This is a genomic window from Bacillus sp. sid0103 (assembly GCF_019219025.1).
This window is the reverse complement of the sequence record NZ_JAHUWN010000005.1, coordinates 96,913-113,198: the sequence shown is the minus strand read 5'-3', so window position 1 is coordinate 113,198 and position 16,286 is coordinate 96,913. Positions and strand designations below refer to the sequence as shown.

Annotated in this window: 9 protein-coding genes and 1 pseudogene; 1 reads left to right on the top strand and 9 read right to left on the bottom strand. The window is 42.1% G+C overall.

Annotation, left to right across the window (positions count from 1 at the left end; all coding sequences use genetic code 11):
• Positions 1 to 5 precede the first annotated feature (5 nt).
• The 8 genes and pseudogenes from KW850_RS07530 to KW850_RS07495 all read right to left on the bottom strand — a co-directional run bounded on the left by KW850_RS07530 (position 6) and on the right by KW850_RS07495 (position 10,810).
• A complete protein-coding gene (locus KW850_RS07530; RefSeq protein WP_218346949.1) occupies positions 6 to 884 on the bottom strand; it encodes a branched-chain amino acid ABC transporter permease in 879 nt (292 codons plus the stop codon).
• 233 nt (positions 885 to 1,117) lie between these two features.
• A complete protein-coding gene (locus KW850_RS07525; protein WP_218346948.1) occupies positions 1,118 to 2,290 on the bottom strand; it encodes an ABC transporter substrate-binding protein in 1,173 nt (390 codons plus the stop codon).
• Positions 2,291 to 2,603: 313 nt separating this feature from the next.
• The gene (locus KW850_RS07520) at positions 2,604 to 3,809 is read right to left on the bottom strand and encodes an MFS transporter (protein ID WP_218346947.1); all 1,206 of its coding nucleotides are present in this window, start codon (positions 3,807 to 3,809) and stop codon (positions 2,604 to 2,606) included.
• Positions 3,810 to 4,090: 281 nt separating this feature from the next.
• Positions 4,091 to 5,953 (bottom strand): ABC transporter ATP-binding protein, encoded by a 1,863-nt coding sequence (locus KW850_RS07515; protein WP_218347099.1) that lies wholly within the window; start codon positions 5,951 to 5,953, stop codon positions 4,091 to 4,093.
• Positions 5,953 to 7,683 (bottom strand): ABC transporter ATP-binding protein, encoded by a 1,731-nt coding sequence (locus KW850_RS07510; RefSeq protein ID WP_218346946.1) that lies wholly within the window; start codon positions 7,681 to 7,683, stop codon positions 5,953 to 5,955. The genes KW850_RS07515 and KW850_RS07510 overlap by 1 nt, the downstream gene beginning before the upstream one ends.
• Positions 7,684 to 7,827: 144 nt before the next feature.
• A complete protein-coding gene (locus KW850_RS07505; RefSeq protein WP_218346945.1) occupies positions 7,828 to 8,178 on the bottom strand; it encodes an ASCH domain-containing protein in 351 nt (116 codons plus the stop codon).
• 75 nt (positions 8,179 to 8,253) lie between these two features.
• A pseudogene (locus KW850_RS07500) lies at positions 8,254 to 9,968 on the bottom strand (GMC family oxidoreductase).
• Between the two features lie 101 nt (positions 9,969 to 10,069).
• Positions 10,070 to 10,810: a gluconate 2-dehydrogenase subunit 3 family protein gene (locus KW850_RS07495; protein ID WP_218346944.1), complete on the bottom strand. Its 741-nt coding sequence runs from the start codon at positions 10,808 to 10,810 to the stop codon at positions 10,070 to 10,072.
• A 137-nt stretch (positions 10,811 to 10,947) separates the two neighbouring features.
• On the opposite strand from KW850_RS07495, the gene KW850_RS07490 reads away from it, so the two are divergent.
• A complete protein-coding gene (locus tag KW850_RS07490; RefSeq protein ID WP_218346943.1) occupies positions 10,948 to 11,658 on the top strand; it encodes a hypothetical protein in 711 nt (236 codons plus the stop codon).
• 53 nt (positions 11,659 to 11,711) lie between these two features.
• Here the strand turns inward: KW850_RS07490 and KW850_RS07485 are convergent, their stop codons facing one another.
• On the bottom strand, positions 11,712 to 16,280 hold the full coding sequence (locus tag KW850_RS07485; RefSeq protein ID WP_218346942.1) for a S8 family serine peptidase: 4,569 nt from the start codon (positions 16,278 to 16,280) through the stop codon (positions 11,712 to 11,714).
• Between the last annotated feature and the right edge of the window lie 6 nt (positions 16,281 to 16,286).

Here is a 16,286-nt window from a genome sequence, read left to right as displayed (position 1 = left end):
CCTCCTTACACCTTTTCCCTGATATTTTTACCAAATAAACCAGCTGGACGGAAGATTAAAATTAAGATAAGAACCACGAATGCTACACCGTCTCGCCATAGAGAGTAACCTGCAGCACTAACGAGTGACTCAATGACACCCAATACCAAACCACCAGTCATCGCGCCAGGAATAATTCCAATTCCGCCTAAAACAGCTGCAACGAATGCTTTAAGCCCTGGGATAATTCCCATCAATGGCTCAATTTTTGTATAGTAGACCCCAAATATCACGCCTGCTGCTCCAGCAAGGGCAGAGCCAATTGCAAACGTTGCTGAAATGGTGTTATTTACATTGATTCCCATTAATCTTGCGGCATCCATGTCATGTGATACGGCCCGCATCGCTTTACCAATTTTTGTTTTATGAACGATAAATTGTAGTAAGATCATTAAAAATACAGAGGTTCCTAAAATAAGGATGGACTGACCACTAATTTTCACCCCAAAAATTTCTAGCGTTTTTAGTGGAACGATCCCGTCTGGATAAGCTTCCGGCTGGGCGCCACGAATATAAATGGTTCCATACTCGATAAACAAGGAAACCCCAATCGCTGTAATAAGTGCTGCGATTCTGGTTGCATTTCTCAGAGGTTTATAGGCAATCCTCTCAATTAATACACCAAAGATGGCACACGCAACCATCGAAATAAGTAATGCTGGGAAAAATCCTAAATCTAGAATAGTAATCGAATAAAAGCCGATAAATGCACCAACCATGAAGACATCCCCATGGGCAAAGTTAATGAGTTTTACAATACCGTATACCATTGTGTAGCCTAGGGCGATTAATGCGTAAATACTGCCCAAGGAAATTCCATTGACAAGCTGCTGTATTAATTCCATACGTCTTACACTCCTTTGGACCGACTTCAACGTTCCTTTTTAAATATGAATAAACAATGTTGGCATGTTGGGAAACGTGCTTTTCTCGAATAAACTGGGAATAGGGAGACATCAGCTCCCTATCCCTTGGCAAACTATCAAATTTGTCTAGCAGATCTTCTGCTTTTTATGCGGGCGGTTCCTAGATGATTAAGATTTTCTATTGCAGCGCCAAGGCGCTTCCGCTTCTAATGTTACGGATTAATTTTTGTCTTAAATTGTTGTTCACCGTTTTTGTACTCAAGGATAACAGCGGCTTTGATTGGATCATGATTTTTATCAAGTTTCACTTTTCCAGAAACAAGTTCTAATCCATCTGTTTCTGCAAGTGCCTTTTGAATTTTCTTAGGATCGCTGCTTCCTGCACGCTTAATCGCATCTGCAAGGAAGTACACTGTGTCATAACCTAGAGCTGTAAAGGCATCCGGAGATTTACCATCGTATTTTGCTTTGAACGCTGCAACAAAGTCTTGAACCTTCTTATCACTATCACCTGATGAATAGTGGTTTGTAATAAATGTGTTATTAAGTGTCGCAGCTCCTGCGATTTCTACTAGTTTAGGAGAGTCCCAACCGTCACCACCCATGATTGGTACATTTAAGCCAAGCTCACGAGCTTGTTTGATAATTAAACCTACTTCTTCATAGAAACCTGGAACGAAAATATATTCTGGATTTGCTGCTTTAATATTGGTTAAAGTTGCACGGAAATCTGTATCTTTTGCCACATATGCTTCTTCTTTAACAATTTTTCCGCCATTTGCCTCAAAATTCTTTTTAAAAGAAGCCGCAAGACCTTTAGAGTAGTCACTTGAGCTATCAATCAGAACAGCTGCACTCTTAACTTTTAAGTCATTGGTAGCGAAGTTAGCAGCAACTGTACCTTGGAATGGGTCAATAAAACATGTACGGAAGACAAAGTCATTTAACTTTCCATCTTTATTTGTTATCGTAGCGTTTGTTGCAGTTGGTGTAATTAATGGAATTTTATTATCTTGAGCAATCTGTACTTGTGCAAGTGTATTTGTACTTGTGGCAGAACCGATCATTGCAACAACCTTATCTTGTGTAGCAAGTTTAAGTGCGCCGTTTGTGGCCTCTGCTGCATCAGATTTATTGTCTACTGTGACTAGTTTTAATTTTTTACCATCAATACCTTCTTTGTTGATTTCCTCAATCGCTAACTCAATACCTTCTTTTGCTGATTGACCATAAGAAGCTACACCGCCAGATAGTTCGAGGTTTGCACCAATTTTTATCGTGCCGTCTTTTTCCCCATCACCACTAGCACTAGAATTACATCCTGCCAACACCCCTGCTGCTACCATAAAAGACATAAAAACTCCAGCTAATCTTTTCTTCCTCATGTTAAACCCCCTATTTTTTTAAAAAATTTCCCAACTTTCTTTGTCTAACTGTTTAAAAAAAGATAATATTCTGAAAACATCATACAAAATAATTAGGGGTTCGTCTAGTACTATTGTATATTATTTTAAAATAATTTGCAATATATCAAAAATACAGTTTAATTATTTCAAAGTCTTTATTCAACTAAAGTCCAAAAGGATTTACTTTTATTTCATAAAGAAAGTTGGTTTTTAAATATTTTGGTTAAATATGTTTCCCAGTTTACAATAGAAAAAAGAGACTCCAAATTAAGGAATCTCTTTATTAAATTTATTATACTAATTCTTTTCGTTTCGTTTCTTTTCCTAAAAATAAGACGGTAAAAGCGCCGACGAGCACAGCTATACAGAAAATAGTAAAAATAGTTGAGATGGATACGTTCTTTGTAACAAGCGATCCTACCAATAATGGTCCAAGGACACCGCCGATGCGTCCAAATGAAGCGGCCATCCCGGTACCTGTTCCACGGATAATCGTTGGGTACTGTTCTGGTGAGTATGCATAGAGGCCGCCCCAAGCTCCGAGATTAAAGAATGATAATAGAATTCCTGCAGTCAGCAATTGAGCAGTGGAATCTGCGGTTCCAAAGAAATAGGCACTGACAGCTGTTCCCAGTAAATAAACGACGAGGACAAATTTCCGCCCGAACTTTTCGATGAACCAAGCAGCCGTGAAATAGCCTGGTAATTGTGCCACGGTCATAATTAACACATATTCAAAGCTTTTGACTAAGCTGAAGCCTTTCATGCCCATTACGCTTGGCAGCCAAAGGAACATGCCATAATAGGAGAAAACGACGCAAAACCAGACAATCCAGAGCATGGCGGTTTGTCGGCGATACTCCTTCGACCATAATCGGGCAAAACTTTGAAAAGCAGAGATTCTTTCTGTCTTTTTTAATGCTGTAAAGCGTGGAGAGTCAGGTAAACCAATTCGTAAATATAATGCATACAGAGCAGGGATGGCGCTAATGATCAAGGCTATCTGCCAGCCGTATTTTGGGATGACAAAATAGGAAATAAGGGCGGATACCAACCATCCGCCTGCCCAAAAGCTTTCGAGCAGTACAACCACCCGGCCGCGTTTTTCAGCTGGGACACTTTCTGATACAAGGGTTGAGGCGACAGGAAGTTCACCGCCCAGCCCCGCACCGATGAAGAATCTTAGTACTAAAAAGGCTCCTAGTGTGGTGGTAAGAGCGGATAGACCGCTTCCGATCGAAAATAATAATAAGGTAATGATAAATACATTTTTACGGCCAATTTTGTCGGCCATTAAACCAAAAATAAGTGCCCCAACGGCCATCCCAATCGAATTGATACTCCCAATCCAGCCCATCTGACCAGGAGTCAGATCCCATTCTACTTTTAAGGCTGCAATGATGAATGAAAGCATGCCGACATCCATGGCGTCGAACATCCAGCCCATCCCGGCTATGCCAAGCAACCTCCGGCCTGAAATTTCCTTTTTGTTATTCATGTGGATCCCCCTAAGCTTGTAACTATTTTTTATATTATTCCCTAAATCTCACTTGTTTAGGTACACGAATAATTCTATTAACCATTAGTATTCTATCAGGTGTCTTTACACTTGTCATTATTAAATGTCATTTTTTGAGAGAGAGGGATGGGATTTAGAAGGGAGAGAGGGTTCCATTTACCTTGAACCTCAAAAAAACTACCCTTCGGTTTATGAAAGATCCTCCTCCATTAACCACAAGGTACAAAAAAAGAGACTGGCTCTCCAGTCCCCATACACTATCAATCCAAAGCCGTTTCGACGTTTTTGAATTGGTTAAAAAACATACTGTAATATTTGCCTTTCTGGGCCATTAATGTCTCGTGGTTTCCATTCTCGATGATTTCGCCATGGTCGATGACCATGATGGTGTCGGCATCGCGAATTGTGTTGAGGCGGTGGGCGATGATAAAGCTGGTCCGGTTCTCCATTAAGGTTAGCAAGGCTGCTTGAATATGAAGCTCGGTTCGGGTGTCGATGCTGCTTGTGGCTTCATCTAAGATAAGCAAAGCAGGCTTCGCTAGGATGACCCTTGCTATCGCTAAGAGCTGCCGTTGTCCTTGACTTAGGTTGCCGCCATTCTCTGTTAAGACTGTTTCATATTGGTTGGGCAGCCGTTTGATAAATGTGTCGGCATTGGCCATTTTGGCCGCACGCTCGACCTCATCATCGGTTGCTGCCGCATTCCCATACTTGATGTTTTCTTTGATCGTCCCTGAGAATAAATACGTATCCTGGAGGACAAATCCGAAGCATCTTCGTAAACTGTCCCGTGTGTATTCACGGATATCATGGCCATCGAGGAGAATACGCCCGCTCGTCACGTCATAAAATCGCGTCAGCAGGTTAACAATTGTTGTTTTTCCTGCGCCGGTTGGTCCGACAAGGGCGGTACTGCTGCCAATCTTGGCTTCGAAACTGACATTTTTTAGAATCGGAACATCTGGGCGATACCCAAAACTAACCTTTTCAAAAACGACATGGCCTTTGGGATTTTCCAAGGAAATAGCGGTCGGTGAGTCGACTGGTTCCTCTTGTTCATCGATGACTTCAAAGACGCGCTCCGCCCCTGCCACTCCTGACTGAAGGATGTTGAAAATATTGGCTAAATCGTTAAGCGGCCGGACAAATTGCCTTGAGTAGGTAATGAAGCTGGCAATTGCTCCAACCGTGATGATACTTTTCACCGCAAGAATCCCGCCAACCACGGCCACAACCGCAAAGCCCAGATTATTGATCACGTTCATGATTGGCATCAAAAACCCCGACCAAATTTGCGCCTTCAAGCCGACCTCGCGCAGGTTCGTATTGACTGCTTCAAACTCTTCAATGACCTTTTCCTCATGATTAAAGGCTTTCACAATCTCAATTCCAGAAATTGTTTCCTCGATATGTCCATTCAATTTTCCCAACTGGACTTGCTGGTTTTTAAAAAAGACACTCGTCCGCTTCGCAATCGTTCTTGTTAATAAAAAGACTAGTGGTACCGTTATTAAACTTGCCAGCGTTAATAAAGGGCTTAATACTAACATCAAAATTAACGATCCGGTAATAATGACCACCCCCGACATTAATTGCGTCGTCGATTGCGAAATGGTATTACTGACGTTATCGACATCGTTCGAAAGTCGGCTCATTAATTCACCGTGTGAGCGCGAATCAAAAAACGACACCGGCAGCTTTTGTAATTTTTTAAACAAGGAATCGCGTAAGCTTTTAACAATTCGCTGCGATACGCCTGCCATCAGCCAGCCTTGCATAAAGGTAAGCAGGCTGTCCATCACATAGGCAGCTATCAAAATAACGATCATCACCTCAAGAAAGCCAAAATCGACTTTGCCGCTATTGTCTCGCATCGCATCAATCGCTTTTCCAATCAGGAAGGGGGCGAGGAGCATCAAGGCCGCGTCGACGACAATAAAGATAAATATAACCGCAAGCATTTTTCGTTCTTTGCCGAAGTATTCCCACAGTCTTTGCAGTGTCCCTTTAAAGTTCTTAGGCTTCACAACAGGCCCGCGGCGCTGGGCAGCACCAAAGCCTCCGGGACGCATTGGCGGCGGGGTAGGGGGTGTGCTTTGTGTCTGTACGTTTTCCTTTGACATTAATGCTGGACCTCCTTGCCTATTTGAGATTGGTAGATTTCCTGGTAGACACAGCAATCCTTCATTAGTTCCTGATGGGTTCCCATCCCAACAAGTTCACCGTGGTCAAGGACGACGATTTTATCGGCATCGATAATCGAGGTGACGCGCTGGGCGATTAATAAACAGGTAAGTCCCTTTGCATATTTCTTCAGGCCCTCCTTGATTCTTGCCTCCGTTGCGACGTCGACCGCACTAGTACTATCATCTAATATTAAAATTTCTGGTTGTTTCACTAATGCCCGGGCAATAGCAAGCCTCTGTTTTTGCCCCCCGGAAAAATTAACGCCGCCCTGACCGATTCGCGTATGGTAGCCTTCCGGTGACCGCTCGATAAATTCATGCGCACCCGCAATGGTCGCAGCAGTCACTACTTCCGCATCGGTTGCCTCTTCCTTTCCCCAGCGGATATTTTCGGCGACACTACCTGTGAACAGTATATTCTTCTGAGGAACCATCGCAATTTTTTCACGCAGGATCTTTGGATCAACCAACTTACTATCCACACCGTCGACCTTAATCGTACCGCTCACGGTATCATAGAAGCGGGGAATCAGTCCGACAAGCGTGCTCTTTCCTGACCCAGTAGAACCGATGATTCCAACCGTTTCTCCTGGCAAGATTGTGAGATTAATATTTTTTAAAATCGGTTCCCCCGCTGCTTGTTCATAGGAAAACGAGACATTTTCAAAATCGATTCGGCCCTGTTCCTTGAAGGATTCGTTCCGTCCTTGTGGCCATGTAAGGGTATCCTCTTGTAAAAATACTTCATCGATCCTTCCCGCTGAGGCCTTTGCTCTGACAAACATATTAAAGACCATCGAGATCATCATCAGCGAAAATAAGATTTGCGTCATATAGTTGATAAAGGCAATGATATGGCCAACCTTGATGCCGCCGCTATGCACACCGTTCCCGCCAATCCAAAGGACGGCGACAATCCCAAGATTCACCGTCAGCATAATCGCAGGGCTAAAGGTGGCCATGAGGCGGTTCGCCCCGATGGATTGCTGTTTATAATCATCGTTCACCGCTGCAAACTTGCCCACTTCCACATCAAAACGATTAAACGCCTTAACCACCCTGACTCCGGATAAGTACTCACGCATCACACTGTTCACACGATCCAAAGCTTTTTGGACACGAGAAAAGCGGGGAAAGCCTAAGCGCAAATTAATGATAATTAACAGTGCCACAATCGGGACCACCACCGCTAATACAACAGACAGCTGCAGGTTTAACCGCGTCGCCATGATTAACCCGCCAATCGCCAGTAACGGGGCTTTAACGAAAATCCTCATTAACCCATTTACAAACACCTGAACTTGGGTAACATCATTCGTCAGTCTCGTCACTAACGAGGCGCGGTCGAATTTATCGATGTTTTTAAACGAGAGCGTTTGAATTTTTTTAAATAAGTCAGACCTTAACTCCGTCCCAAAGTTTTGCGACACAATACTCGCAACCACACTTCTCGTGGACGCTGCGACTGCTCCACAGGCGGTAATCAGCAGCATCAGCCCGCCCATCTTCAACACATAATGGATATCCTTATTGGCCACACCTTCATCAATTATCTTCGCCATAATGGTGGGTTGCATCAAATCACTTAGGGCCTCAAAGGTTAGAAAAAGTACCGCGATGCTAAAAGATTTCCAATATTTCTTTATGTATTTTGATAAAAATTTCATCCACTCACCCCGCCTGTCGAAAATCCTTGTTTAGGAATATTATAATTTTTTTCCAATGATTAACCAAATATTTGACTTGCATTTTGCTTGGTTTGGCCATAAAAAAAGCGGCCCATTGATAAATGGACCGCTTTCATCATTAACCTACTTTTGAACTGGGCTGAACTCATGAACCCAGACCCGCATTTGCGGCAGCCAAGGCATTCCAGGATGATAGCTTAGAATCGACTGTTTATACTCCTCTACAGTAGCAAAGCCCTCGCGGCGCGCATCATCATCTGTTAATTCACCTAACGACTGGGAATAAACACGATCCACGACAAAGTCTTGGCCTTCCAGTGTCATGATTTCACCAGGGTCAGCATAACGGCCATTACGGCGTGTTGCCGTTTTTTCACCCGCAAGAACTTTCTTCACATCCGCTTCCATGGTTACTAAGCGTTCGATCGAACACGTTTTTGGCGGCAGGGTATTGTTTTCATTTGTCATTGTCATGTATTTCTCCTCCAATTTCCAATTCATTTATCTATATTAACACTATCAATATGATTTAATCCATTTCAAATTAAATTATACCACTTGGCCGCCCTTATCATGGTATTTTAGGATGCCTTCTGCGGCACGGTAGGCTAGAGCCCCAACTGTATCGGTTGGATTATAACCAGAGTTGTGCGGAAATGCAGTTGCCCCCACGACAAACAAGTTATCGTAATCCCACATTTGCAAATAGTTATTGACTGCAGAGGTTGCAGAGTCCGCCCCCATGATAACACCGCCTGTATTGTGAGTGGATTGGTAGGTAGTGATATCATACGGCCCTAATTCTTTCATCGTATCGATATGATCCGCACCCATTTCTTTTAAAACCGCTTCACATTTCGAAGCAAGGAATTTTGCCAGATTACGATCTTGCTCTTCAAAGTCAAACGTAATCCGGATTAATGGGTCTCCATAGGCATCTTTATAGGTCGGGTCAAGGTCTAGAAAGTGGTGTTGAAATGGCATCGAAGAACCTTGCGCCCCTACAGATAAAAAGCGATTCGCATATTTAACAGACTTTTCCTTGAATTCCTTGCCCCAGGTTGGTTTGCCTCCAGGAACAGGGTTATTCTGAATTGGCCGCAAGCCTGTTTGACTGAGCGAAACCATGCCGCCATGGATAAAATTCACCTTTGAGTGGTCAAAATTATCACCATTATAGTCGTCCAAGACCATTCCAAGCGAACCAGCTCCTGCAAAGGTATTAAATTCTTTATTTTCAAAAAAGCCCACCGCATTGCCCTTGATAACCTGATAGGCATAATTTTTCCCAATCACACCTCTACCAGTTTGCGGATCATAAGCTCTGCCGACGTCCGACATTAATAATAGCCGGATATTATTAAACACATAGCTCGTTAGGACGACAATATCGGCCGGTTGCTCAATTTCTTCACCGGTCGTCACATCGGTGTACAAAACGCCCGTTGCTTTATTGCCCTTTTTTATGATTCTTCTTACATTGGAATGGGTTCTAATTTCAAAATTGCCTGTTTTGTTGGCAACAGGAATAACAGTGACTACAGGGTCTGCCTTTGCTCCATATTCACACCCAAAGCGTTCGCAGTATCCGCAATATTGACAGGCTGACCGCGAGATTCCATCCGGATTTGTGTAGGATTCTGAAAGGTTCGCAGATGGCATCATATACGGGTGCAATTTCAACTTTTTCGCCGCATCTTCAAACATCTTCAATGGCGGTGACTTTTTCATCGGCGGAGTAGGGTACTTGCTGGAGCGTTTCCCAGCTAGCGGATTCTCCTCTCCAGAAATGCCGGTCAGTTTTTCAAATTTATCATAATAAGGTTCCAGTTCATCATAGGTAATTCCCCAATCCTGAAGCGTCATTCCGGCCGGAATTTTATTTTTTCCATATCTTTCCACCGTTTTGCTATAGATTTCAAAATCGTAGGGTAAAAAACGGAAGGTCTGGCCATTCCAGTGAACACCCGAACCGCCTAAACCATCACCGAGCAAAAACGAACCATACTGCCGCATCGGCAAGGCACGGATTTTTTCATTTCCTCGGAAAGTAATCGTTTCTTTAGACAAATCTTGCATCATTCCATAGCGTAATGCATAGCTAGTTCATCATGGACCATAAAGTAATCTTCCGTTTTGCGTTCCTTGCCCCGTTCCAAACCAACCACTTTCAGTCCCTTTTTAACCAGTTCAGAGGCAATGATTCCACCTGCCCAACCCACACCAACAATCACTACATCCACTTTCGGTAATTTTCTTGCCATCGTTCCCACCTGCTTCTTCGTAGTTAGAAATGAATCTTGCTTTTAGCTTTTCCTAGTGTCTAGTTCCAGCGCCCCAGCGGCTAGTGTCCTTCGCACTTTACTTAGTGATTCAAATGATTTTTTAAACTTTGCGGATTTATTTTCTTAAAGTCTTTATCAATAATATCTGTGTAAGCCATTTGACTGCCTGGATAATTCCGCATTTTCCAGCCGTCCATATTTTTGTTTCCTCCATATAATGGATCACTGTAAGCTCCTTCTAGCGTAGCGCTTCTCAGCAAAAGGAAAAATCCACTCGGAGAAATGGTCGTTAAATTCACCTTATCTTGTTCAAAATCACTCAGAATGGCATCCTGTTCTTCTTCTTTTAATTCTGTGAATTTTTTCTTATAGACGGTCATACTGTGATTTTGAAGTTCCCTTAGACCAATATCAAAAATATCTCTTCGCCTTAACCGACCTTGATAGCCTTGAACCTTTTCTCCTTTGTAAAAGGGTGCCTGCATGTATTCCCGCGCATTAAAGCCCCAATCACCAGCTAACTGATGGTCAATATAAAATGCTACGCCAAGCGCCTTTGCACCCGGTCCTGACTCATCCTCCGGGAAAATTCTTTCTGTTGCTGCATCGGTCAGCTGAAATTGTTCAGGTGTGAAATACATCAACGCCTGATTAAAATTTTCTGCCTTTGTCTGTGTTACTTTTTCTTCTTTATCACGATTTCGAGGGATGAGACTGCCTAAAACACCACCAACAGCGAGCCCGCCAACAGTAAAACCCGTATTACGTAAAAACTTTCTTCTTGATAAGGATTCAGGATTCTCTTTGTTCTCTTCAGCCATTTTGAACCTCCATGATTTTTCGACATGATTCTCCAATAATAGTAATTTTTCTAGTTTTAATATGTTCCCAATATAATCCATTCATACTTAGAAATAGCAAAGGAGAAAATAATTATAAAAAATAAGGAGGCATTTCTATGTTGAAACGAAAATGGAAAATCTGGGGTATACCTTTCTTTGGTGCTGTATTGATGTTAAGTGCCTGTGCCGGCCAAAACGGAATGAAAGAGCGGGAAGTGGGGGCTGCAGAAAATACCAACTATCATGATCAGTCGGTTAACAACAAAGGAAATGGACATGTCCATAACAAGGATAGTGTCAATGTCATTCCAAGTGTGGACAGAGCAAAGAAAAAGACAACCAACCGAAATGGACAAACAACCGAAGGGGTAGGTACGAATGTTTATAGTCTGATTGGCAGTTCCAGCCTTCATGACGGCGGCATTTCCTCTCATTTGGAATCACGTTTATCAGGAGAAGGGATCCCTGGGATAAAGGTATTTGTGCTTGATGACACCGTCATTTTAGCACGCGCCAAACAGGAAACTACCTCAACCCGTTACGATGAGCTTCAAAATAAGGTGTTGAAAAGCACTGCAGGTCTTTCAGGAAAGGGAAATCTTGACGGAGTGGACGCCCAAAAGGTGAATACGGACGATAATTTGGATCGGGCGAAAGAACTGATGGATAAAGCTTTTAATGGTCATGTTCAAATTTTGACGATTACAAACCCAAAGGCATTGCCGCTTATTGATGGCATAAAAGCCAATATCAAGTCGGCAAATCCATCTTACGGCAAGCTTTCAAGCGATATTATTACCTTAGTGAAAATGGCAAATGAAAAGTAAAAAATAAAGAACGCTCGGATTCATAAAAATCCGAGCGTTCCTTTTTGTTCGTATTACTTGCTTAATCCCTTCGATACAACACTTGAATAGGAACTATAAACCTTTGAACCGCTTACTGTACGGTAAGCTCTTACCTTATAGTAGTACGTTTTGCCCTTGGTTAATTTCGAATTTGTATAGCTTCCAGAAGTAGTTGTAGTTACCTTCGTATAGCTTCCAGATTTTGAAGTGGCACGATACACTTCATAGCCACTTGCTCCACTTACTTTACTCCAAGAAACTTTAATAGAGGTGCTGCTTGCCTTATCAGCCTTTACACTTGTAGGTGTTTTAAGGCCTGGCTTCGCACTTACAATACTTGAATTAGGGCTTACAAGTTTTTTACCTTCTACTGTTGTATAAGCTACCACTTTATAGTAGTAAGTTTTACCAGTAATCAGGCCACTATTTGCATAGCTTGCTGTGCTTCCGCTAACAGTGGCTACTTTGCTGTAAGCACCTGATTTAGAAGTTGCACGGTATACTTCATAACCGCTTGCACCTGTTACTTTTGTCCAACTAACTGTTAATTTATTGTAGTCAGAAGAAGCAACTTTTACAGATGTTGGTGTGGAAGGATTTTTAACAAAACGTGCATATACGTTTGTGTCTGCCACAATCGGCGCGTTAAAGTCAAACTTGATTTTGAAGCTTGCATCTTTATACCAACCGAAGAAGGTATAACCTGATTTAGTTGGAGCTGCTGGAGCTGCCACCTTTGAATCTTTAACTACATCAGCTTGCTTCACAAGAGTACTGCCGTTGTAGAACTTCACTTGATAACCTCTAAAGATATTAACTTCTTTGGTTGTCTTGTTACCTGCGATATCGACAAGCTCAAGTGTAAAGGTATTGTTACCAGGCTCAAGATCAAGCTTAGTAGAGACTTCTTTGCTAAAGCTTATCATTTCAAAATGATCGGTATTGGTATCTTTAAAAAATTCTTCACTGCCATCTACAAAGTAGCGAATCTTATCAAAGTTATCTGAAATGGTAGCTTTTAGGTTAACCGAGCTTACATCCGATTTCACTTTGGATGGAACGTCAACATTGATTTTCGGAGCCGTTGTATCCACAATTAGATCGCGTACTAGGTAAGAAATCACATTACCGGCAACATCTGAACCGGAAATTCGAATTTCGTGGACGCCATCTCCTGGTACCGTTACTTTTGTGCTGAATTCATAACGTGCTTTTTCAGCATTAAATGTTAATGTGACAGGTTTTCCGTCCACTGTTAATTCACGGATTTTGGACTCATCTGTTAGATAGCCTTCAACAGGCAGCTCGTGAGAATGGTAGATTTTTGTTGCCCCGATTGAAGTAACATGGATAAATGGAATCGTCTTGTCATTAGCACCTTCTAATACTACCTTACTAGAGTTACCAGCAAAGTCATGTGCAACGACTTCTACTGTCGAATCTACTGCTGGCGCTTCCTTGAAGGTATACTCTGTTTTGTCGCCTGCTAATGGTTTATCTTTTTCACCGTATACAGATTTACCATTCACAGAAATATCATAATAAGCAACGCCTGAACCCGTTCCGTCCGTTGATGCAAGAGTTAATTTATCGCCGCTTACGCTTGCTGTTACTGCAGGTGCAGCTGTATCAACAAGAACAGGGAATGTTACTTTTTGTGCATCTTTACCAGCATAATCAATCGTTGCATCTACTTCATAGAAGTATTGACCATCTGCTACGACCTTGTTTTTTACTTTTCCGTCCCAAGCATTGGCAGGATTTAAGTAATATTGAGCACCTCTGCCGCCATCATTGAAGTTTTTAGAAACAAGTGTATCAGATTTAATTTTACGAAGGACATTTCCATCTTTATCAACAATCTTGTACTCTACTGATTTAGCATTGCGCAAGAAGGAAAGAATTGGAATCGCATTATCGCTTTGACCGTCTCCATTTGGCGAGATCGCAATATGAGCAGCCTGAGCAGTTTCGTCCGCTGGATTTACCCCTAAGTAGTCAAAGTTCTGGTTACCTTCCTCGTCAGTACCGGCAGCTGTAAGCATTCCTGTCCATCCATAGAAGGAATCAGCAAATTTGTCATCATAAATCATTGAGTCTAAAATTGGTGACTTATTCCAATCACCATTGAAGCCTACATATGGTACTGAAACTGTTGGATTCACATCGTTTACATCGGTTAATGTTACGTATCCTTCAACGAAGTAACCATTTTTAAATAGGACATCTAATGGAACGTTATAAGCCCAATCAACGGTATCTGTTAAGTCAACGGTAACATTTAATTTCACGCTGTCTTTTGCAGGAATGGTCAGTTCATCTTGGCTGAATGAAATCGGGAATTCTCCCTTCCATGGAGCCGCAGCTGCTACTGTACCATCTTTATAGATACCTTGAGACTCAAGTTGGTCTATTAGGAAGCCATTATCATCTTCAAGGACCAAATCAGTAAGCACACTTCCGTCCACTTTATAAGTTACTGCTTGATCAGAGAAGTTTTGTGCTTTTAGGGTAAATGTTGCTTTATTATCTTTGATTTCTTTTAAAGCCACTTTTGCTTCATTTGTTGCAGCGTTTGTAACCACGATTGGTGTACTTAATGCTGCATGTAACTGCATGACACCAGCACCTTGACGACGCGGTGAGTATGGATTATGAGTATAAGCGGCATTATATGTGCCCTTATCATCAATTACTTTACTTGTATTCATTAAAATGTTTTTCGCCATACCGACTTTTGCGCCACCTGTAAGATCAGCAAAATCTTCTTTCACACGCTCAAGGACTAGTGCAGACCCACCGGATACGTGTGGTGCTGCCATTGATGTACCACTCATCACACCATATGAGTTGTTATTTAATGTGGAATAGATATTTCCACCTGGTGCAGTGATTTCTGGTTTGAAATCTAAATTATTTGTAACACCCCAAGAAGTGAACGTAGACATCTGTCCTGCAGATGGATTTTGGGTTGTTTTCTTATCGCCTTGGAATTCAATCGATACTGTCTTACCCGCATCTAATGCAGCCTTCATCGTATCTCCATCAGACTTTAAAGCAAATAGCTGCGGAATCTTAATTTCTGGAGATGTAGCCATGCTAAGTAATCCACTTGTGTTGTTATACACGATAATACCTGCAGCGCCTGCAGCCTGTGCATTCATCGTTTTATCAACAAATGTAAGGGTTCCACGTTTTACTAACGCGTATTTCCCTGTGAAATCTTTTCCTTCAAAATCAGAAGGCTGTCCGATTCCAGCATCAAGAATATCAAATTTCTTTTCTTCTAATTTATTCGGGTCTACACTGCTTGAAGAAAGATATGGAGCCTTCCCAGCTTCCGTCCCATCAAATGAGTACGTAGCTGCATATAGATCAAGATAGTTATTTTCAAGTGAGGCAACTTGTATTGAGCTGTTTGCACTACCAGGTGTACCGACTACACCATAATCAGGATTTTGTGCGAGTGGATTCGAATAGCCATCCCCAAGGTGGTTAGAGTTCCCAGCGGAGATCGACATTAACACACCATTATCCACAGCTCTTTGAACGGCTTCTTGCTCTGGAGCGTCAGGCATAACGAAGCCAGCAGTTGAACCTAAGCTCATGTTGATGACATCTGCGCCTAATTTGATCGCATCGTCAATCGCTTTGATTTCGATGTCGCCCCATGTAGAAGGCATTTCTGGGTCATTCCCGAATATTTTCAGAGCAAGTAATTGGGCTTCTGGTGCAACTCCTTTAATACCGCCATTGTTTTCGTCCCCGTTTGCTGCAACCGTACCAGCAACGTGCATTCCGTGCATGGAAGCGTCAGGACCTAGATCAAGAATTTGTGCATTTTCATCGTAATAGTTATAACCGTAAGGAACCTTCTCAGTGTAGAACTTACCAGGCAGTCCTTTTTCGGCTACAGCTGCGTCCACTTCCGCTTTTGTAAGTGCAGCTTTGGTACCATCTGTTAAAATAAAGTCTTTGTGGCTTGGATCAATGCCGGTATCGATAATACCAACAACCATTCCTTCACCTTTTTTCCCAAAAGCTTCCCATGCTTTTTGAGCCTCAACGATTTCTTTACTATATTTCATATTTGGCTCAATTTCAGGACGTTGATATTCAGTTGCAATCGATACTTTTGCTACTCCATCAACCGTTTTAATAGCAGCGATTTGTCCATATTCAACAATACCGCTGAATCCATTAACGGTAGTCGTAAAGTTTTGTTTGAATTGCATTTTAATTGCCTTTTTGGCAAACTGGCTTTTTACAGTCTGCTGGGCGTCTAGTAATTTATTTTGTAGTTGTGCTTTGACTGATTTTGATAGCTCGCTATATTTTTTCCCTTGCTTTGTTGCATATGTAATCGCAGGGTCACCATCAACTTCAACAATTACACGAACTTTATCTGATTTTTTATAATTTTTCTCTGTATTTTTTACTTTTATTGATTTTGATAGTTTTTTCGAGGTGTTTGCTTTAGCAAGTGCTGTTGTCTTGTTCGCCTTGCTCGTTTTTGGCAGTGAAGGAGCTGCTGCCGATGCAAAGCTAGAAAAGACCATTAAAAAGACCAAAAGTAACGGTAATATTCTTCTGATTTTCAACCACTT

Coding starts and splice junctions, on each gene's coding strand:
- KW850_RS07515 (WP_218347099.1), bottom strand. CDS start 5,953: ATGTCAAAGGAAAACGTACAGACACAAAGCACACCCCCTACCCCGCCG.
- KW850_RS07490 (WP_218346943.1), top strand. CDS start 10,948: ATGTTGAAACGAAAATGGAAAATCTGGGGTATACCTTTCTTTGGTGCT.
- KW850_RS07505 (WP_218346945.1), bottom strand. CDS start 8,178: ATGACAATGACAAATGAAAACAATACCCTGCCGCCAAAAACGTGTTCG.
- KW850_RS07510 (WP_218346946.1), bottom strand. CDS start 7,683: ATGAAATTTTTATCAAAATACATAAAGAAATATTGGAAATCTTTTAGC.
- KW850_RS07525 (WP_218346948.1), bottom strand. CDS start 2,290: ATGAGGAAGAAAAGATTAGCTGGAGTTTTTATGTCTTTTATGGTAGCA.
- KW850_RS07495 (WP_218346944.1), bottom strand. CDS start 10,810: ATGGCTGAAGAGAACAAAGAGAATCCTGAATCCTTATCAAGAAGAAAG.
- KW850_RS07520 (WP_218346947.1), bottom strand. CDS start 3,809: ATGAATAACAAAAAGGAAATTTCAGGCCGGAGGTTGCTTGGCATAGCC.
- KW850_RS07530 (WP_218346949.1), bottom strand. CDS start 884: ATGGAATTAATACAGCAGCTTGTCAATGGAATTTCCTTGGGCAGTATT.